Source organism: Streptococcus sp. V913, from assembly GCF_054353455.1.
The window spans coordinates 294447-315179 of sequence record NZ_JBTHHX010000001.1; the positions used below are offsets into that span (position 1 = coordinate 294447).

Below are 20733 nucleotides of genomic sequence, written 5' to 3' on the forward strand. Positions count from 1 at the left end.
TTTTTCTAACTTTAATCAATATAGCGCAATTTCCCACGGAAATCTTCTAGGCTCTCGTACCCTTTTTCCACCATGATTGCTTTGAGTTCCTTGGTAATGCGCTCAAAAGCACCGACGCCTTCCTTGTGAAGGGTAGTTCCTACTTGCACCATGCTAGCACCACAGAGGATATGTTCAAAGGCATCACGACCCGTTAGAACGCCACCCGTTCCGATGATTTGGATTTGCGGATTGAGACGTTGGTAGAAGGCATGGACATTCGCTAGAGCGGTTGGCTTGATATACTCTCCACCAATGCCACCGAAACCATTTTTAGGACGAATGACAACCGATTCATCTTCTATATAAAGACCGTTTCCGATAGAGTTCACACAGTTGACAAACTTGAGCGGATATTTGTTGAAAATAGCTGCCGCTTGATCAAAGTGAACAATATCAAAATATGGTGGCAATTTGATCCCAAGAGGTTTTGTAAAGTAGGCAAATACCTCTGACAAAATCCGGTCTGTTGTCTCAAAATCATAGGCAATTTGAGGTTTTCCTGGAACATTTGGACAAGAGAGATTGAGCTCTGTCAGTCCTTTGAATTCACTCTCTTGAACTTTTTTCAAGATGGCATGTGTTTCTTCTGGAGACATGCCAACTAAAGATAGAAAGAAAGTTCGGTTTGGCTCTTTTTCCTGCAAGTCCAAAAGATAGTCCAGATAATAGTCTAAGCCATTATTTGGTAAGCCCATGGAGTTGATAGAACCAAGTGGAACATCCTGGTAGCGTGGCTCAGGATTGCCCTGACGAAAGTCCAAGGTCGCTGTCTTCGTGACAAAAGTACCCGCCGCTGAGTTTTTGACCCCTTCAAGCTCTTCTATCGTCATACAAGCAACACCCGCCGCATTCATCAAGCAATTGTCAAACTCAAAGCCAGCTATTTGTGTTTTCGTTGATACCATGATTCTGATCCTCCAGATTCCTTTTATTTCTAATATTATACCATACTTTAAGATTTTCTCTTTGAGAAACTAATTTCTATATAAAATGTTTGGTTTTGTAAATTGAAAGAATTTTTAGAAAATTTCTGTTTTTTTCTTTACACTCAAAAAAAATTCTGCTATAATGGCTCATGTAATAAAATATAACAACAAAAGGAGAACGATATGACATCTGCTAAAGACTATATCCAAAGCGTGTTTGCAACTGTGAAAGCTCGTAATGGGCATGAGGCTGAATTTCTCCAGGCGGTTGAAGAATTCTTCAGCACTTTGGAACCTGTATTTGAAAAACATCCCGAGTATATCGAAGAAAACATCTTGGCACGTATCACTGAGCCTGAGCGCGTAATTTCTTTCCGAGTTCCTTGGGTTGACCGTGATGGAAAAGTCCAAGTGAACCGTGGTTACCGTGTTCAATTCAACTCAGCTGTTGGACCATATAAAGGTGGACTTCGTTTCCACCCAACTGTAAACCAAGGGATTTTGAAATTCCTCGGCTTCGAACAAATCTTTAAAAACGTTTTGACTGGACTTCCAATAGGTGGAGGTAAAGGTGGATCAGACTTCGATCCTAAAGGGAAGACTGATGCTGAAGTGATGCGCTTCTGCCAAAGCTTTATGACAGAATTACAAAAATACATCGGACCATCTCTTGACGTACCTGCTGGTGATATCGGTGTTGGTGGACGTGAAATTGGTTACCTTTACGGACAGTACAAACGTCTTAACCAATTTGATGCGGGTGTCTTGACTGGTAAACCTCTTGGATTTGGTGGTAGCTTGATTCGTCCAGAAGCAACTGGTTATGGTTTGGTTTACTACACTGAAGAAATGCTCAAAGCTAATGGTAACAGTTTTGCTGGTAAGAAAGTGGTAATTTCAGGTTCTGGTAACGTGGCTCAATACGCTCTTCAAAAAGCGACTGAACTTGGTGCAACTGTTATCTCTGTATCTGACTCAAATGGTTATGTCATCGATGAAAATGGTATCGACTTCGATCTTCTAGCAGATGTGAAGAATAACCGTCGTGCACGTTTGACTGAGTACGCTGCTGAAAAAGCCACTGCTACTTACCATGAAGGTTCTGTATGGACTTACGCTGGTAACTACGACATCGCTCTTCCATGTGCGACTCAAAACGAAATCAATGGTGACGCAGCTAAACGTTTGGTTGCTCAAGGCGTTATCTGTGTATCTGAAGGTGCTAACATGCCTAGTGACCTTGATGCGATTAAAGTCTACAAAGAAAACGGAATCCTTTACGGACCTGCCAAAGCTGCTAACGCTGGTGGTGTAGCTGTATCAGCGCTTGAAATGAGCCAAAACAGCCTTCGCCTCTCATGGACACGTGAAGAAGTTGATGGACGCCTCAAAGACATCATGACCAACATCTTCAACACAGCTAAAACAACTTCTGAAACATACGGTCTTGGTACTGACTACCTTGCAGGAGCAAATATCGCTGCCTTCGAAAACGTAGCAAACGCTATGATTGCACAAGGTATTGTTTAAAATTCATTTGCTCAATCCTCAATCGTTATGATTGGGGATTTTTATGTTGGCTTCAAAAAAGCTCACCATTTAAAATAGTAAACTTAAAATCAAGATTTATTTTACCTCTACTAAGGCAAAAGACAGGCATTCAACTATTTCATTTACTGCTTCATCTATGTCTAGGTCCTCATTATCATTCAACATCATTGGAAGAGCATAAGAAAGACTCAAAGCTAGAATATAACGAACGATTCTTTCATTTGACCAATCTCGGATAACACCATTTTCTTTAAACTGATTCAGAACTGGACTAATTGGCTTAATGATAGAGCGAACAATAACATTCCCTAACTGGTCAGAAATAGTTTTATCAATAAAAGAACGACTCAAGAGAATTTTAACTTGCATTTGATTCTCCTGAATGAAAACTAGTCTATCTCGAACAATACTTCTTAAAAATAGTGGAAAAGACTCTTGGTTTGCTGTAAATTTCTTCTCAGAAAAATCAGCAATTACATCTGGAATAACCTGTTCGAGAAAAGTTGACAGAATAGCCTCTAAGATGCCTTCCTTGGTCTTAAAGTAACTAAAAACGGTCCCTTCTGAAACTCCAGCCTCCTTAGCAATAAGGCTGGCTGTTGTATTTTCAAAGCCAATTTCTGAAAATAGCTTTAGACTTGATAATAATACTTGACGTTGTTTTAAACTCAAGTTGCTATTTTCTAATGTCTGAGCATACTTTTGTTCTAAACTATCCATTGCTGACACCTATCTGCTACTCTCTTACTTTTACAACCTTCTTACCTCGAGTGTGTCCCGACTTCAGACTACGATATGCCTCTCTAACAGACTTTAGAGAAAAATCATAAACCTGATCAATATTCAGCCGAACCTTCCCATCTGAGACCATTTCCGCTAGAACTCTAAAATCATCATATGTGGAATGTCTCGGACCCGTGAACTGAGCTCCTCTTATAATAACATATGGTGAAGGTACTAGCGTTCCAATAGCCGTGCCCTTCAATCCCAAACTGAAAGCCAATTTAACATAATCACTTCCATAGCAATCCAAGAATTTTGTAATTGGCTTTGCACTTGCTGATAGAAGAGCATTCTGGATGTTCTCTTCGTAGGCTACCGGTATAGCACCTAAAGACTTCAGATAATCTGAATTCTTCTTATTTGCAATTCCGATAACTGTTGCACCCTTAGCAACTGCATACTGTACTGCAATACTTCCAATACCACCTGCCGCTGCTGAAATCACTACAATATCTTTAGAGTTTAGCTCAATCTTTCTAAAAGCACCTCCCACTGTTAGAGAGGCTACACCCATAGTAGCTGCATGGTTCATATCAATCATATCTGGTTTCGATACGATTTCCGATTCATTGACACAAATTTCTGTTGCCAAAGCTCCCCTCTTGGTTCCCAATCCAGGGTCACTGATCATTGTTCCAAAAACCTTATCCCCTACTGCAAATCTATTTACTCTTTCACCAATTTCTATGATAACTCCAGCAAAATCCCGACCAACACCTCTTGGAAAAAGAGATGATTTTGACTCAAACCAACGACTTGGCTTCCTTAGTTTTGTCATAAAAGATAGAAATCGGAGTGGCTTTGCACCTTCAAAAGTCTTATAATCAATAGGATTTAAACCAACAGCATGAACTTCTATCCTAACTTGATTCACTTTCAAAGCGTCAGATTTAATGTTCACTAAATCTAACACTTCTTCATCACCGAAACGACTATATTGTATTGCTTGAACAACCATTGTATGAACTCCTTTACACATCTACAAAATTGAGTGAGCACTCAATCATTTTTCTTGATTATACACTTATTCTTCATAGATTTCAACTATACTGTTTCCAAAACTTCTAACTAAGTGAGCTGTTCATGATAAAAATAGATCTATTTTTATCATGAAAGATTATCAAACTATAACTCAAAGAAATCCGACTGCTTATAAAAGCAGCCGGATTTTTATATATCTAACTTTTCAAAAAATTTGCCTGTTGACTGCTTTTCTTTTAGCTTCTCAAGCAGCTCATTTTCCAGAAAAGGACTTAGTTCGTCAAAATCTTGACAAACCTTAAAGACAATCTCTCTGTCCAACTGACCATAAACTAATTCGTAATAGTCCTTATGATGTTGCCAATTCTGGTCATAATTGATATCTGTTCGTTGATAGTAAACAATATTTTGCTTCGGTGTCAGGTAAATCTTCTGCGTCAGAATGCTTTTCTGATCTTTGGACAATTTACTGCGACTAAAAATCTTAACACCTTGAAAAATCTTGCACTCATGGATACCTTGATTTGTGACTTTTAATTCAACTCTTTTATAGTGCATATAGCCACCTCCAAAAACTACTTTCATTATATCAAGTTTTGGCAGATTTGCAAGCAAAAGTGTCATTTCCAAAAGTCTTTTGTCGCTGCTAAAATCTCTTCTGTCGGTGTTACTGTAGCCTCAATAATGCTCTTACCAGTCTTTTTCAGATAAGCTTGTATCAGATGATAGCCATAGGCATAGCCTGCAGCATAGGGCATACCGACTGGTATCTGACCCTGTATCTCAGCTATTTCATCACCGTAAAGATAAGGAGCCATTTCCGCCATCCCTGTTAGCTGAAGCCGACTTGAGATGATGGGCTTAATCTCTTCTAACTGCTCTGGACTGATTGAAGTAACCCAAGGCCCAATGAGATCTTTGCCATAGAGCTCAGCTGCAAAAGACTCTGCCAAGCCTTCACTGACTACCCAGTCTGCTAATGTCGTCTGCTGGTTCCATTTGATAAATTGGAAGCGGACATTATGATTGCACTCGTGGGCCAGTGCCGCTTGCACACGTGGCAAAGTATAGTCATTCGGTAGCAGACTAAGCATGAGGTAACCTGGAATTCCACCATCTCCGCTATAACCCTTATTGAGCTGTAACATGGCCTTTTCAGGGTTGCCCAATAAAATAGTAAAATGGTAATCCTCAACCTCTAAATCATAGCCAGCTTGCTTAAAAAGACCGATACTCCTCTTGATTGTTTCCTGGCAGTCCTGCCAGAGTTGATCAGAGCTCAGAGCGTCGATAGCTGGTCTATCCTTTTCTGAGAGAGTTGCGGGCAACTGATTCATAAAGCCAAGCAGGAACAAGGCATCAAATCCTCCAGGATACTTCGCTTTCAGAGGAATGTGTTGCGTTTGATATTTTGTTGCAAAAGGTGCTAATATTTTGGCTCGAAAACAACCTTCTCTCTTTTCTAAGGGTAGCTCTAACATCTCTTGATAAACTTTATCTGAACGAATCATATTGATTTTCATAGTAATCTCCTTTCTTATCTACTATTAGTATAATCCCTTACCCAAGGTCAGGGTCAAGACTAAATTTAAATATCTTTTAAAATTTTATTGAAATTACCTCAAACCGTTCGAGAATTACCTTCAATAAAGTGCTTTAATACTGAGATTATAATATCCGGAGTATAAACAAATTAAAAACTTACTTTTCTACTGTTAATAGGAATGATGATACTAGAAAGAAAATAAATCCTGAAGAGTAAAAACTTGGATCATTTTTTATGGAAAGCCTATTATTCAAAAGTTGTTTGTCTCCTAGATAAACTATATAATAGTTTGCCCCTTTTTTGCCCCCTCGCGAACAAAAAGAAAAACCGCTACTCCTAAGAATAGCGGTTTAATCATATTTTTAAGCTACTAAAGTAGTTGCTCTATTATTTAAGAGTAACTGAAGCTCCAGCTTCTTCCAATTTAGCTTTGATTTCTTCAGCTTCTGCAGTTGGAACGCCTTCTTTAACGAGAGCTGGTGCACCATCAACAAGTTCTTTAGCTTCTTTAAGTCCAAGACCAGTGATTTCACGTACAGCTTTGATAACGCCAACTTTTTTGTCACCAGCAGCTGTCAATTCAACGTCAAATGAATCTTTAGCAGCACCAGCGTCAGCAGCACCAGCTGCAGCTACAGCTACAGGAGCAGCTGCAGTTACACCAAATTCTTCTTCGATAGCTTTTACAAGGTCGTTCAATTCAAGGATTGAAGCTTCTTTAATTTCAGCAATAATGTTTTCAATGTTCAATGCCATTGTTATTTCCTCCAAATAAGTTTTTAATTATATAATAGTTTTTTTCGTAGCTATGCTACGCTGCGTAGCTTAAGATTAAGCTGCGTCTTCTTTGTTGTCTGCAACCGCTTTGACTGCAAGAGCAACGTTGCGCACTGGCGCTTGAAGTACAGAAAGGAGCATAGAAAGAAGTCCTTCGCGGTTTGGAAGAGTTGCAAGAGCAACGATTTCTTCTTTAGATGCGACAGCGCCTTCGATTGCACCACCTTTGATTTCAAGTGCGTCAGCGTTTTTAGCAAAGTCGTTCAAGATTTTCGCTGGTGCGATAACATCTTCGTTAGAAAACGCTACTGCAGATGGTCCAACAAAAACAGATGCAAGGTCTTCAAGACCAGCTTTTTCAGCTGCACGACGCAAGATTGAGTTTTTAATGACTTTATACTCAACTTCGCTTCCACGAAGCTCACGACGAAGAACTGTATCTTGATCAACTGTCAAACCACGAGCGTCTACAACGACAATAGATGCAGCAGCTTTCATTTTTTCAGCTACTACGTCAACTAGTTCCGCTTTTTTAGCAATAATTGCTTCACTCATTAGTGTGTTCACCTCCGTAATTATTTTGCTTGGGGAATTTTTTCAAAAGAAAAACGCGCCCAAACCTAGACACGAAAGTACAATACGCTTCTTTTTACATGATACGTTTTGTCCTCGGTAGGATCTTTATGAGTCGAGCTCCCCTACTGTCTTAGGCAGTTTTTTTCAAACCGTATATAAGTATAGCATAGACAAAAAAAGAATGCAAGATTTTTGCAAACTTTTTTGAAATTTTTTTAAATCTCTACCGTCAAAACTTTGCCTTGCTTGACAACTTGTTCTCCTGCAATATAGACATCGTCAACATCACTGGATTTGACTGCGTATACGAGGTGAGAGAGCATATTTTCCTGAGGTTGGAGATGGATTTTTCCTTGAGGTTGGATGACGAGAAAATCTGCTTGCTTGCCAACTTCCAGACTTCCTATCTGTTCTTCCATTCCAAGAACCTTAGCACCTTCTATCGTCAGAGCTTTGAGGGCTGTCTCGATGGGAAATTGGCTGGCATCTCCACTTTTCATCTTTTGAAGAAGGGCTGCAGTCCGTCCCTCCTCAAACATATCTAGATTGTTATTGGAAGCAACCGAGTCAGTCGCAATTCCGACTGCTACTCCTGCTTTTTGCAGTTGGATGATTGGAGCAATCCCTGAGGCCAGTTTGAGATTGCTGATAGGGTTGTGGGCAATAGCCACTTGAGAGGATGCCAAGCGCTTAATTTCTCGATCGTTTAGTTCGACCCCATGAGCAAAGACAGACGGATGATCTAAGTAACCTAGTTCTTCTAGAAAGGCAAGGGGACGTTTGCCATAGCGTTTGAGGATAATTCCTGATTCCTCCTTGGTCTCCGCCACATGGATATGGATAGGAATGTCCAGCTCTTTTGCCATATCTAAGCTCGCTTCCAGCAAGTCTCTACTACAGCTATACGGAGAATGTGGAGCTACCATAACCTTGAAATTTGGATTTTCATATCCTAAAATTTCCTCTATAATAGTTCGTGTTCTGCTTATGGTCTCAGCAGTTGTTTCTGTCTCTGAAGAAAAGAGGGTCGGTGAGAAATAACAACGCATCTTTGAAGCCTTGACTGCCTGATAAATTTGCTGGATATCCACACCATTGGGATTATACATATCGTTGAAGCTTGTTGTCCCTGACTGGAGCATTTCTGTCAGAGCTTCTTTGACCGCCTTGGTAGTCATGTCGGGAGTAAAACCTGCTTCTGCTGGCCAGATATAGTCATTGAGCCATTCATGGAGATTGCTGTCATCCCGGATTCCTCGCAAGCCCGTCATAGCAGAGTGGGTATGGCAATTGACCAATCCCGGCATGATCCAGGCTCCCTGATAGTCTATAATCTGCTCAGCTTTCTCTAAAATCTCTGGCTCCTCTTGGCCGACATAGACGATTTGAGAGTCCTTAACGGCTAAGATACCATCCAAATAAACATGGAAATCTTGGTCACAAGTCACGGTATTTACATGCTGATAGACTTTCATTGTTTTCTCCTTCTAAGACCCTGATTTTTTCTAGCTATTGTAACAAAAAAGTCACCCGAAGGCAACTTTTAGTGTCATTAAGACTTTAAATGGACAGGGATGGCTTATTCAGAGCTAAAAGCCGCAGCCTTTTGCATTTGGTAATACTTGCCCTTTCTAGCCATGAGATCCTGATGGTTACCATGCTCCACGATGTCACCATCCACCAAGACTAGAATCAGATCCGCATCCTGAATAGTAGACAAGCGGTGGGCAATGATAAAACTTGTTCGTCCCTTCATGAGTTTGGCAAAGGCATCCTGTACCAGCACCTCTGTCCGCGTATCGATGGAGGAAGTCGCCTCGTCTAAGATAAGAATCTTTGGAATGGCTAGAAAGACACGGGCAATAGTCAAGAGCTGAGCCTGACCGACAGAGAGAGATTCACCCGCATTTTCCAGTTTGGTATCATAGCCCTTCGGCAGTTGTTGGATAAAGAAGTCTGCATTGGCTGCTTTGGCAGCAGCAATCACCTGCTCCCGACTGGCTTCAGGATTGCCAAAGGCAATATTGTCATGAATGGTCCCTTGCTTGAGCCAAATTTCCTGTAGCACCATGCCAATTTGTTGTCTCAATGATGCTCGGGTATAATCATAAATGGAACGACCATCTAGCAAGACATCTCCCGATTTAATGGGATAAAAACGCATGAGGAGATTGATGAGGGTTGATTTGCCAGCACCTGTCGGACCAACGATGGCCACCTTGCTACCAGCAGGAATGTCAATGGATAAATCCTTAATCAAAACCTTCTCAGGATGATAGCCAAAAGAGACATGTTTAAAGGAAATAGCCCCCTTCACTTGGTCGCTGGTCAATACTTCCTTACCTGTTTCAACCACCTCAGGGCTCTCTAAGACAGCATAGACACGCTCTGCGCAAGCGAGAGCACTTTGCAATTCGGCTAGAACAGAAGAAATATCGTTAAAGGGCTTAGTGTACTGCTGAACATAGTTCAAAAAAGTCACTAAACGCCCAATGGTCAAGGTTGAACCCATCATGATACGATAGGCTCCCACTCCAGCAAGAAGGGCATAGATGAGTGCATTAACAAAGCGAGTTGAAGGATTAACCGTTGATGAATAAAAGATGGCTGACTGAGAATAGTCTGCGTAGTTATCATTAGCCTCATGCAATCTTTGGATAAACTCTCCTTGAGAATTAAAGGACTGGATAATAGTCTGTTGGCTAAGCGATTCTTCAATCAACTGGGTCTGAATCCCTCTTGTCTCCGTTTGCTTTTGGAAGAGATGATAGGATCTCTTGGCAATAAAGCGTGAAATCACCATGGATAGGGGCGTCAACAGCAAGACCAAGAGGGTCATGAGGAGATGAATTTGGAGCATGGCTAGAATACTAACCAAAATCATCAAGACACCAATGAAAAATTGGTTAAAAATCATGGTCAAGCCAGCTGCCAACTGTTCGATATCCGTGGTTACACGACTAACCATCTCCCCACTACCTTGTCTATCTACAAAGGCATTCGGTAAACGATGGAGTTTATGGATGATTCGCTCTCGCAAGTCTTTGGTATAAGAAAAGATTAGGCGATTATAGAGGAGAGGATTGGCCCATTGAACCAGAGTATTTCCTATGACCACCAATATCATCTGAATGAAAATCTGCCAAAAAACTAGCGAAGAATCAGCTACTAGGACCTGGTCAATAACCTGCCCAATCAAGATAGGTAGGTAGATTGATAAAGCAACTTGGGCAATAGTTCCTAGGAAGGCTAGGAAAAGGAGGAAAGGGTGACTTGCAAGGTCTTTAGCCAAACGTGTGAGCGTCTGGTTTGCAGTTTGTCGTTTCATGCTAGTCCTCCTTTCCATGTTGGGAAGCATTGATTTCACGATAGACTTGACTGGACTTTATCAAGTCCTCGTGCTTGCCGATAGCTAGGAGCTCGCCTTTTTCCAAGAGGAGAATCTGGTCAGCCATCTGTAAAGTCGAAGTTCGTTGAGAGATCAAGATTAAACTTGTATTTGGCAGATTTTCTCGGATAGCTTTCAAGAGCTTAGACTCGGTAATGGTGTCGAGGGCCGAGGTTGCATCATCTAGGATGAGAAAAGGTGCTCGGCGCAAGACTGCTCGGGCGATAGACAACCTTTGTTTTTGCCCGCCTGAGAAATTTCGACCTCCTGCCCCAACTAGGGCGTCTAAGAATCCTTCCTTTTCACTGACAAAATCCTTTGCTTGCGCAATCTCCAAGGCCTGCCAGAGTTCTTGGTCAGATACTTCTCGATTGAAACCTAGAGTCAAGTTGGAACGAATAGTTCCTTTAAAAAGTTCGACTTTTTGAGGCACATAGGCAATCCAAGACCGCCACTGTTCCAAATTAAGAGGACTACGTCCATCTCGATAAAGGTCAATGCTTCCCTTATCTGCTGGATAAAGTCCAAGTAAGACTTGCACCAAGCTTGACTTACCAGAACCTGTTCCTCCAATGATACCAAGGATTTGTCCTTGAGTCATATCAAAGGAAATGTCTCTCAGAGAAGGCTGGGCCGCATCAGGATAGGTAAAGGTCAATTCTTGGACTTGTAAAACCTGATTACTGGTAGCTTGCTTTTGTTCTAACTCTGAATAGATGTCTTCTGGAACCTCAGCAAAGACTTCCTCGATTCGCTTAGCTGAGATATAGGACTGGTTGAGAGAATTGATCAGCATAGCTAGTTTGACCAATTCCACCAAAATCTGTAAGAGGTAGTTGATAAGGGCAATGAGAGTACCTTGACTGAGTAAACCTCCTTGAATTGAAATATAGCCCTGCCAGATGATGACGAGGAGGGTCCCATTAACAATCAGATAGGTCAGAGGTGTTAACAAACTAGACCAGAAACCCGTCTTTTCTTGCAATCTAGCATAAATTTGGTTAAGGGTTTGAAAAATCTGTAACTCTCGTTTTTCTTGCCCAAAAGCACGAATCACCCGCATCCCTTGTAATTGCTGGCGCGTTTCCTGAACCAGTTGGTCCGTTTTCTTTCTGAGACCACTGTAGAGAGGATTGACCAGACGAGAGAGCCCAACAATAACGATTGTCAAAAAACCAACCATGACCAAAAACCAGAAAGTCAGCTCAGCTGAGATGCGATAGGCCATAAAGATTGCCCCAAAAACGATAATAGGCGCTCTCAAAAAGAGACGCAGAAACTGATTAATACCAGTCTGAATCTGGTAGGTATCCGAGGTCAAGCGAGTGACCAAGCTAGAAGTTGTCAAACGGTCTCTGCTTTCCTTTGGTAAAGAAAGAATATGACGATAGAGGTCGTTAGTCAATTCCTTGGCAAAACCTACCGCTGCCTTTGCTGAATAAAATTGAGCAATCAAGGCTACTAAAACGCCAATCACTGCAAAGATAAGGAGTAGGCCAATCTGCATCCAAAGGTGTCCTTGATCTCTCTGAGGCAAGGATTGGTCAACAATCCCAGCAATCACCATGGGAACCAAGAGTTCAAAAACAGCTTCTAGCAGCTTGAACAGGGGTGCTAGAATCGACTCTTTGATGTAGGGTTTGAAGTAAGATAGTAAGTGTTTCATAAATCCCTTCTATTCTTATTCTGGAAATGAAGAAAGTGGGAAGCCCCACCCTCTCAGTTTTATTTGTTTAAGTAAGGTAATAGATAGCCATATCCTGCTTTTTCCATCTCATCCTTGGCTACAAAGCGCAAGGATGCAGAATTGATACAGTAACGGAGGCCACCTAATTCCTGAGGACCATCTGTGAAAACATGACCCAAGTGAGCATTTCCTGACCGAGAACGAACCTCGATTCGCTCCATCCCATGGCTCAAGTCCTTGTAGTAATGAATCAATTCCTTGGAAATCGGACGACTAAAACTTGGCCAACCACATCCTGAAGCAAACTTATCCTTGGCGAAAAAGAGAGGCTCACTCGTCGTGATGTCTACATAAATCCCTTCTTCAAAGGTTTGGTTATAGGCATTGCTAAAGGGAGCCTCTGTTGCAGCTTCTTGGGTGACACGGAAGGACTCTTCCGACAAACTTTCCCTTAACACTTCTTGACTAGGCTTTTCATAATTTGAGGCGTCAATCAATGGCTTCTCAGCATCTGTCACATCGATATGACAGTAACCGGAAGGATTTTTCTTGAGATAGTCTTGATGATAGTCTTCAGCCAGAATATAGTGGCGAAGTTTCTCCACTTCTACTGCAATCTTTCGACCCAACATACGCTCCTGCTCCCGCACCACTGTATAGATAGCTGGCAGATCTACTTCATCTTGGTAATAAATACCAGTACGATATTGGCGACCACGGTCATTCCCCTGCTGGTTGATAGATAAGGGATCGATGACACGGAAATAATAGAGCAAAATTTCTCGAAGTGACACTGTTTTCTCATCGTAAATCACTTGAACAGTTTCTGCATGGTCTGTTTCCTTGAGTAACTGGTAATTGGTCGTTTCAACTTGGCCATTAGCGTAGCCGACACTGGTAGCTAGCACTCCAGAAATGCGGGAAAAATATTCCTCTAGGCCCCAAAAACAACCACCCGCTAGATAAATTTCTGCCATCTTTATTTCTCCTTTATCAAGTTTTTAACTAATACTCTTCGAAAATCTCTTCAAACCACGTCAGCTTACATCTGCAACCTCAAAACAGTATTTTGAGCTGACTTCGTCAGTTCTATCCACAACCTCAAAACACTGTTTTGAGCAACCTGCGGCTAGCTTCCTAGTTTGCTCTTTGATTTTCATTGAGTATAAACTTCTTTTCAAAAAAAGGATAGGAAGCCCTCTGGTCGAGAGTTTCCCCATCCTGTCTTCTATTCTTTATTTTGCTTCGACACGGACACCTTGGGTATCAACTTTTAGGTCATGCAATTTCCCTTTGAAAGGTTGCTTTTGCAATTCTGCCTTGATCGTTGGCATCTTGTCATGAGAAGCTAAGACCATAACTGTCGGCCCGGCACCAGAGAGGTAGGTCGCATAGGCACCATTCTCTTTAGATACTTGCTTAATCGTCGCAAATTCACGGACCAGACTTTGACGATAACGCTCATGGAAGAGGTCCCCTTCGATTGCTTGTCCAGCTGTCACCATATCTCCTGCCAACAAGGCCGCAACAGCCACATTGGCAATCGAACTAGCTGCAACAGCTTCCTTGTAGGATAACTTTTTAGGCAAAACACCACGGCTGTCTCGAGTACGCAATTCATAGTTGGGAATATAAGCTAGAAAATCACACTCGGGGAAGTCTGCCACGATCACTGAAACGTGCCCTTCAACAGAACTCGCAACAACGAGATTTCCATAGATAGCCGGAGCCACATTGTCAGGATGCCCTTCAATCTTGGTCGCCAGTTGCAATTTATCGTGGTTAGATAAGTTGAGATTGCCCAGCTGGTTGGCCAGTTCAATCCCAGCAACGATAACAGAGCTAGAAGAACCCAAACCACGCGCCAAGGGAACATCACTGGTCATTTTCAAGCGTCTTGGTTTCAAGTCAGGTGCAATTTGCAAGGCAATCTTGAGCAAGAGATTACGCTCGTCATGGGGAATCCATTTGCCAATCTGGTGTTCAATCAACCACTCATCCCGTTCTTCACAAACCTCAATTTGAAGATACTTGGTTACAGCTACACCGACCGAATCAAAACCTGGCCCGATATTGGCACTGGTTGCAGGTACAATAATCTTCATCTTATTCTCCTAGCACCTTGAAGGTATTCAAGAGGTCAAACTCTGATACCTTGGTCAAGTCAGCTGAAACCTTTTCAAGCTGCGCTTTATTGATCTTATGTGTAATGATGACCACACGCGCTTTGTCACCCTTTTTGCCATCTTGGAGGATTTGCTTGAAGGAAATATCTTGAGCATTAAAGATTTCAGCAAGTTTCAAGACCTGACCTTTTGAGTCTGGAGCCAAGATTGAGAAGTAATAATTGGCTTTGACATCCTCAGGATTAGCCAAGACCAGTTCACGGCTATATTCGTTGAAGTCTTTACCAATGGTACCATCATTTAAGCGACGAACGATACGGACAATATCTGCTACAACACTTGTTGCAGTTGGTTTTTGACCAGCACCTGGTCCGTAGTACATAGATTCACCGATACCGATAGACTCTACAAAGACGGCGTTCATGACACCATTCACACTAGCAAGTGGGTGTGCTTTAGGTAGGAAGGTTGGGGTAACTTCTGCGGCAATACCTGAAGGAGTTTCTTCGATAGAACCAACCAATTTCACAACATAGCCAAGCTCTTGAGCCATAGCTACATCTTCTGGTGTGATGTTGCGGATTCCCTTGTGGGCTACATCGGCAAAGGCAACCTTCATCCCAAAGGCAAATTGACTTAAAATGACCATCTTGTAGGCTGCATCAATCCCATCAACGTCATTTGTAGGATCACTTTCAGCAAATCCAAGTCTTTGAGCTTCAGCCAGAGCATCTTCATAAGACCAGCCTTCTTCGACCATCTTGGTCATCATAAAGTTAGAAGTTCCGTTAACGACACCAAGAACGCGCGTGATTTTATCAGAAGCCAATGAATTTGCTAAGGTACGAAGAATTGGAATCCCACCAGCTACTGCTGCTTCGTAGTAAAGTGCTACATTATGATCTTTAGCGATTTCTAGCAATTCTGCGCCATGGACAGCCAAAAGATCCTTATTAGCAGTAACAACGTGTTTCCCAGCTTCCAAGGCACGAGTGATAAAGGTCTTAGCAGGCTCGATACGTCCCATCAATTCTACTACAATCGTAATGTCTTGATCTGATAAAATATCATCTACATTGGTTACAAAGTTAAAGTCATTCCCTGCAGCAAGCAAGCGATTCTTTTCATCTTCATCCTTGACCAATACCTTAGCCACTTCAATCTCTGAATGAGCTGACTGAACGATTTTTTCTCCATTTTCCTTTAGGAGGAATGGCACACCACTTGCAACGGTACCAAATCCAAGTAAAGCAATTTTAACTGTCATGTTTGTCTCCTAGAAATTTTCTGATATAGCCATTATAACAGAATTTTGTGAAAATTCCTATTATAGTAAATCACTATCTCAGTCTAGTAAAGAAAAAACGAATCCCATGATTCGTCTTTCTTAATAAATGAAAATTGATTTTAAAAATTATGAACGAATCTTTTGCAGATTAAGAACTGCATCGTGATTGATCAAGATTTGCCCATACTCTTGCAAAACTGAACGACTGATATCACTGTCGTCAGCAAATTCACGCATACGAGCCAAGAGCCAGGCTGGATATGGACTAGGATGATTCTCCACATCAACTAAGATTGTCAAATAGTAGTACCCATTCATCTTATAGAGTTCAGATGTTTCCATCTGGTAGTTAACCGTCTTTGCAAAAGCAACTAAGTCAGCAAGGCTTGAAAAGCGCAGGATATAGTAGATATAAGGTTCTTTCTTATTCTCCGTCTCCTTGTCTGCCTGCTCTTGCTCTTCTTCCTTTGCTTCGACCTGCTCTAGAGATTGGATGGCCTCAATATCATCCTTGGTCTTTTCTGCAATGCTCTTTTCCAAGGTTTTGAGAAATTCATCCGGCGACATTTGGGCTAATTCTTCCATGTCGGGTAGATCTGCCAAATCTTCAAAATCCAGATTCTGGTCAATCTTGGACTTGGTCACAAAAACATCGACCTTATCTGGTTTTGGCGTCACACGGAAACTCAGCATGCCACTATCCAAGAAATTGTCGGGCATCTCTAATTCATCTAAAATAGCATAGAAAAACTCTTCTGTTTTTTCCTGAGGAACGAGAAAGTCTGCAATCTCCATTCCCCGATCCATCAAATCATCTAAAGTCATCGTGATTTTCAGTGTTGTATCACTAATTTGTTTCATCTTCATATCTAGTAACCTCATACTTTCAGTCTATCTATTATACTAGATTTTTACGATTTTATCAAAAGAATGAAGCGAGAATATGATATAATACTAGATATGATTTTAGATTTAAGAAAGAAAGTTCAATGAAAAATATAAAAGTAAATGCCTTGGCCAGCTTGCTGGTCAATGTTCTCAATATCGTTTTTCCACTGATAACCAACCCTTATCTGACGCGGATTCTCAGCAAATCCAACTACGGTTATTTCAATACGGCCAATACCTGGGCTAGCTTTGTTATTCCACTAGCTGCCTTTGGGATATACAACTACGGGATTCGAGCTATCAGTAAGGTCAAGGATGACAAGAATAAAATCAACTACGTCTTTTCTAAGTTGTTTTATATCTCGGTTTTTACCTCTCTCCTGACCACTGGTATCTACTTCCTCATTATCTTCTTTGACACCAGCATTGAGAATCTGAAAGTCCTCTACTACATCCTAGGGGCCCAAGCACTCTTCCAATTTCTCAATATCGAATGGATGAACGAGGCTTATGAAAACTATGCCTTCATCCTCTACAAAACGTTAATTATTCGAATTACCATGCTAGTCGCTATCTTCGCCTTCGTTAAAACGGCAGATGATATCGTTCCTTATGCTATCGTTATGACAGCGACCACTATCCTCAACTACCTGCTCAGTTTTCTTTGGATTAAGAAGGAAGTTTCTTTTGTTAAAATTGGATTCGTCGAATTAGCTAAAGCTTCTAAACCGCTCTTCACTATGCTTCTCTTAGCAAACGCTAATATGCTTTATACCTTGCTAGATAGAATGTTTATCACCAAGGGACCGGATGAAAACTATATTTCCTATTATACAATTGCCTATAGTATCGTCATGCTGATTGCCAGTGTCTTGAGTGGAGCTATCAACGTAAGTATTCCGCGCCTTGGCTACTATCTCGGTAAAAAGGATTACAAGTCCTACAATTATCTCGTGAATCAAGCGGCATCCTTATTCTATTTCCTTATGGTTCCAACTAGTATTGGGATTATGATATTAGGACGGTACGCAACTGTTATTTATTCTTCTGAAAAGTATCTTGAAGCAGGTATCGTAACCAGCGTCTTCGCTTTTCGTACCATCATCTGGGCTATTGAATTGATTCTTGGTAAACAGATTATCTTTATCAACGACCATGAAAATCGCTTAACTGCCTTTTACTTCCTCGGTGGTGGCGCCAATATACTATTAAATAGCATCTTGTATTTCAATAATATTTTTGCACCTGAGTATTACATCGCTACGACCATTATCGCAGAAACTATCGTAGTTTTACTTGAAATTCATTTTATCAAGAAACATCAACTGATTAGTTTAAAAGAAATTTTTATAACCTTAACACGTTATAGCCTCATATCCCTTGGTTTTATCCCAATCTTCTATATTTTCAAAATGATTTTCCAAATCAATTCCTACACAGTAAACTTCAATATGATTCTCATGGTTCTTTCCACCGTAGCAACTTGTGGTATCTATTATCTCTTGGCCCTCTTTATCGCCAAAGACAAAACACTCCACTATGCACTGAACCTTGTACTTGCTAAATTAAAACGAAATTAAAAAATCCCCTACTGATAAATTAGTTGCCAGTAGGGGATTTCTTCTTTATTCTTTTTCCTTCTTTTCAGAAGCGTTGGCTTCTAGGTTTGAATCTTGTTTAGGTTGTTCAACAATAGAGGAATTAGATTCTTGTTTCTGTTCTGGCTTAACTGCCTCGCTATTTACAGCAGCAACAGCCTGTTTCCAGATACCTTCTTCGTTTACTTTATAACCATCAGGTGTTGTTGCGTTCTTCAATAAAGAACCATCAGCTTGGAAATAGTACCAATTACCATCAAGCTGTTTCCAACCCGTTTGCATAGCTCCTGATTCATCAAAGTAATAATGATCACCATTTACTTTATGAAGACCAACCAACATGATACCATCTTCAGGATTTAGATAATACCAAACGCCTTTGTCTTTTATCCAACCAGTTTTCATGGCTCCATTTGATTCAAAGTAACGGTAATGATTATCAGACCATTTCCAGCCAGTTTGCATGGCACCAGATTTGCTAAAGTAATATTGCTTACCATCTACTTGATGAAGGCCGACCAGCATAATGCCTTCTTTTCCTTCAAGATAGTACCAAGCTTCACCATCTTTCAACCAACCAGTTTTCATAACTCCAGAACTTGCAAAATAGTTCCAGTGACCATCAACAAAGGCCCAGCCTGTTTGCATGGCACCACTGGCATTCAAATAGTAACGGACACCATTGATATCTTGGCTTCCAGTTAACATGATGCCATCTTTATCCAAATAATACCATGTTTCCTGATCCTTGACCCAACCAGTTTTCATAGCTCCAGAACTTGCAAAATAGTTCCAGTGACCATCAACAAAGGCCCAGCCTGTTTGCATGGCACCACTGGCATTCAAATAGTAACGGACACCATTAATATCTTGGCTTCCAGTTAACATGATGCCATCTTTATCCAAATAATACCATGTTTCCTGATCCTTGACCCAGCCGGTTTTCATAGCTCCAGAACTTGCAAAATAGTTCCAGTGACCATCAACAAAGGCCCAGCCTGTTTGCATGACACCTTCTTGATTAAAGTAGTACGTGCTTCCATTAATATTCTTTTTACCGACAGTCTTTAGCCCATCCTCATCATAGAAATACCAATCTGAATTAATCTTTTGCCAAGTTGAAGGCTTACCTGCTGCTTGGAGTGCACCACTTTCGCTAAAGAACATCTTCTTGCCATTATAGACTTGATGTCCTGTTAGCATCTTCCCATCTGCCGCAAAGAGATACTTTTTCCCTCCAATTTCAGAGAGCTCGCTAAATCGTCTAGCACCATTTGATTGGATATAATACCAAGAGTCATCTAGTTTGAACCAACCACCAGTTTGCATTTTACCATTTTGGTTCAGATAGTAATCATTCCCTTTGGCATTTTCTCCCCAGTCGTCGTTAAGATGAAGCCAGCGACCTGCTTGCATTTGTCCCTTTCCGTTAAAGAAGTAAGTGGCTCCGCCAATCTCTCTCCAGCCGATAGCCATTTCTCCGTCAGTCAAACGATATTTCCAATAACCATCTTCTTGATACCATTTTTCGTCAACTACAGGGATATCAGGGAAGGTATTTGAAACATTAGCAAATCCTTTATCGCTAATATCAAAAACGGTAGCGTCTTGAGTTTGGCTAGCGGCATGCAGAACCTGAATATTTTTCTTCTGAAGGTATTCTCTGGTTGAAGCAACATTAATATCTCCACCAGTTGTCTGAATAACCATTTTTGGTGATAAGTTTTCAAGGAAATTAATCGTATTTGAAATTGTCGCATCATAATGGTGGTTCCATTTCATCATATCAACCTTGCCGATAACTGGACCTAACTTATCTTCTGCTCCCTCAGCATTATCCAAATCTCCACCAAGATAGATTCTCTTTCCTGCCACAGTCACCACTGAAACAATGGAGTTGGAGTTATCATCTCGAACTCTTTTCAGATTCCCATCAGCATCATATTCATTCTTATAGTTATAGAGTTGGATATCCATATCACCTAATTTTAGATGGCTATCCTCATCTGAAATATTCTGAATAAGAGTAACTCCGCGTCTTTGAGCTGCTCTCAAAGCATTATCATAATTAAAAAGATTATCCCAAAGTCCCCAGTGTGAGGTGATCCGATCATCTGAATATTTTTTCAAATAAAACTTACCGACTTGATATCGATTGAGTATTTCATCCGCTCCACCAATATGGTCACTATGGACATGAGTTCCTAGAATAAAATCTAATTTTTTTACACCTATTTGATCCAGGTGGCGAATCAAGCGATCTTCCAATACTTGATTATTTCTCATGGAAATTCCCCAGCGGCTTGGATAGCGTGGGTCACTCCCATCAGGGAAATCATAGTCTTCTCCCATATCAATCAAAGCATAATGACCATTACTTTCCAGAAGGATGGCATCACTTCCAGATTTTGCTTTAGTATTTATGAAATGGATACGATTGCCCGAACCTGCAGAGATAGTATCTGCATCTACTCCTTGCGATAACTGAATCAGTAATAGAAAGAATGCGAGAACACTATATCTAACTGATTTTAATAACCATTTATTTTTCATCTTGAAAACTCCTTTATCTTAAC

At 41.0% G+C, this 20733-nt stretch carries 17 protein-coding genes and 1 other annotated feature; of the genes, 2 read left to right on the forward strand and 15 right to left on the reverse strand.

Translation table 11 applies throughout. The features are described 5' to 3' along the window. Positions 1-11: 11 nt before the first annotated feature. Positions 12-947: a dihydroorotate oxidase gene (locus tag ACXYSL_RS01465; RefSeq protein ID WP_084920627.1), complete on the reverse strand. Its 936-nt coding sequence runs from the start codon at positions 945-947 to the stop codon at positions 12-14. Positions 948-1151: 204 nt separating this feature from the next. Here ACXYSL_RS01465 and gdhA point away from each other — a divergent pair, with 204 nt between their 5' ends. Further along, entirely contained in the window at positions 1152-2498 is a 1347-nt protein-coding gene (gene gdhA / locus ACXYSL_RS01470) for an NADP-specific glutamate dehydrogenase (protein WP_061588269.1), read from the forward strand. 96 nt (positions 2499-2594) lie between these two features. Here the strand turns inward: gdhA and ACXYSL_RS01475 are convergent, their stop codons facing one another. The 13 genes from ACXYSL_RS01475 to mecA form a co-directional block, all read right to left on the reverse strand. Further along, positions 2595-3239, reverse strand: coding sequence for a TetR/AcrR family transcriptional regulator (locus ACXYSL_RS01475; RefSeq protein ID WP_045617353.1), 645 nt, complete (start codon positions 3237-3239; stop codon positions 2595-2597). Between the two features lie 16 nt (positions 3240-3255). Next, complete coding sequence (locus ACXYSL_RS01480; RefSeq protein WP_458623767.1) at positions 3256-4260, reverse strand: NADP-dependent oxidoreductase; 1005 nt, start codon at positions 4258-4260, stop codon at positions 3256-3258. Positions 4261-4472: 212 nt separating this feature from the next. Then, on the reverse strand, positions 4473-4841 hold the full coding sequence (locus ACXYSL_RS01485; protein WP_045617978.1) for an EXLDI protein: 369 nt from the start codon (positions 4839-4841) through the stop codon (positions 4473-4475). A 62-nt stretch (positions 4842-4903) separates the two neighbouring features. After that, positions 4904-5806 (reverse strand): DUF2268 domain-containing protein, encoded by a 903-nt coding sequence (locus ACXYSL_RS01490; protein ID WP_007522243.1) that lies wholly within the window; start codon positions 5804-5806, stop codon positions 4904-4906. Between the two features lie 410 nt (positions 5807-6216). After that, positions 6217-6585 (reverse strand): 50S ribosomal protein L7/L12, encoded by a 369-nt coding sequence (gene rplL, locus ACXYSL_RS01495; RefSeq protein ID WP_458623768.1) that lies wholly within the window; start codon positions 6583-6585, stop codon positions 6217-6219. A 75-nt stretch (positions 6586-6660) separates the two neighbouring features. Next, positions 6661-7161 (reverse strand): 50S ribosomal protein L10, encoded by a 501-nt coding sequence (gene rplJ, locus ACXYSL_RS01500; protein ID WP_458623769.1) that lies wholly within the window; start codon positions 7159-7161, stop codon positions 6661-6663. Between the two features lie 38 nt (positions 7162-7199). Continuing rightward, positions 7200-7335, reverse strand: a sequence feature (ribosomal protein L10 leader region). A gap of 62 nt (positions 7336-7397) precedes the next feature. Continuing rightward, on the reverse strand, positions 7398-8657 hold the full coding sequence (locus tag ACXYSL_RS01505) for a TRZ/ATZ family protein (RefSeq protein ID WP_458623770.1): 1260 nt from the start codon (positions 8655-8657) through the stop codon (positions 7398-7400). A gap of 104 nt (positions 8658-8761) precedes the next feature. Further along, complete coding sequence (locus ACXYSL_RS01510; RefSeq protein WP_458623771.1) at positions 8762-10510, reverse strand: ABC transporter ATP-binding protein; 1749 nt, start codon at positions 10508-10510, stop codon at positions 8762-8764. Between the two features lies 1 nt (position 10511). Continuing rightward, entirely contained in the window at positions 10512-12236 is a 1725-nt protein-coding gene (locus tag ACXYSL_RS01515; RefSeq protein ID WP_458623772.1) for an ABC transporter ATP-binding protein, read from the reverse strand. Between the two features lie 59 nt (positions 12237-12295). Next, positions 12296-13234 (reverse strand): peptide-methionine (R)-S-oxide reductase MsrB, encoded by a 939-nt coding sequence (gene msrB, locus ACXYSL_RS01520; RefSeq protein WP_458623773.1) that lies wholly within the window; start codon positions 13232-13234, stop codon positions 12296-12298. A 258-nt stretch (positions 13235-13492) separates the two neighbouring features. Then, positions 13493-14362 (reverse strand): homoserine kinase, encoded by an 870-nt coding sequence (thrB, locus tag ACXYSL_RS01525; RefSeq protein WP_458623774.1) that lies wholly within the window; start codon positions 14360-14362, stop codon positions 13493-13495. A 1-nt stretch (position 14363) separates the two neighbouring features. Continuing rightward, a complete protein-coding gene (locus ACXYSL_RS01530; protein WP_000216368.1) occupies positions 14364-15650 on the reverse strand; it encodes a homoserine dehydrogenase in 1287 nt (428 codons plus the stop codon). Between the two features lie 147 nt (positions 15651-15797). Further along, entirely contained in the window at positions 15798-16538 is a 741-nt protein-coding gene (gene mecA / locus ACXYSL_RS01535; RefSeq protein WP_000782711.1) for an adaptor protein MecA, read from the reverse strand. 122 nt (positions 16539-16660) lie between these two features. Here mecA and ACXYSL_RS01540 point away from each other — a divergent pair, with 122 nt between their 5' ends. Then, positions 16661-18139: an oligosaccharide flippase family protein gene (locus ACXYSL_RS01540; protein WP_458623775.1), complete on the forward strand. Its 1479-nt coding sequence runs from the start codon at positions 16661-16663 to the stop codon at positions 18137-18139. A 45-nt stretch (positions 18140-18184) separates the two neighbouring features. Here the strand turns inward: ACXYSL_RS01540 and ACXYSL_RS01545 are convergent, their stop codons facing one another. Further along, positions 18185-20710, reverse strand: a complete 2526-nt coding sequence (locus ACXYSL_RS01545) for an MBL fold metallo-hydrolase (RefSeq protein ID WP_458623776.1) — start codon at positions 20708-20710, stop codon at positions 18185-18187. Positions 20711-20733: the final 23 nt, after the last annotated feature.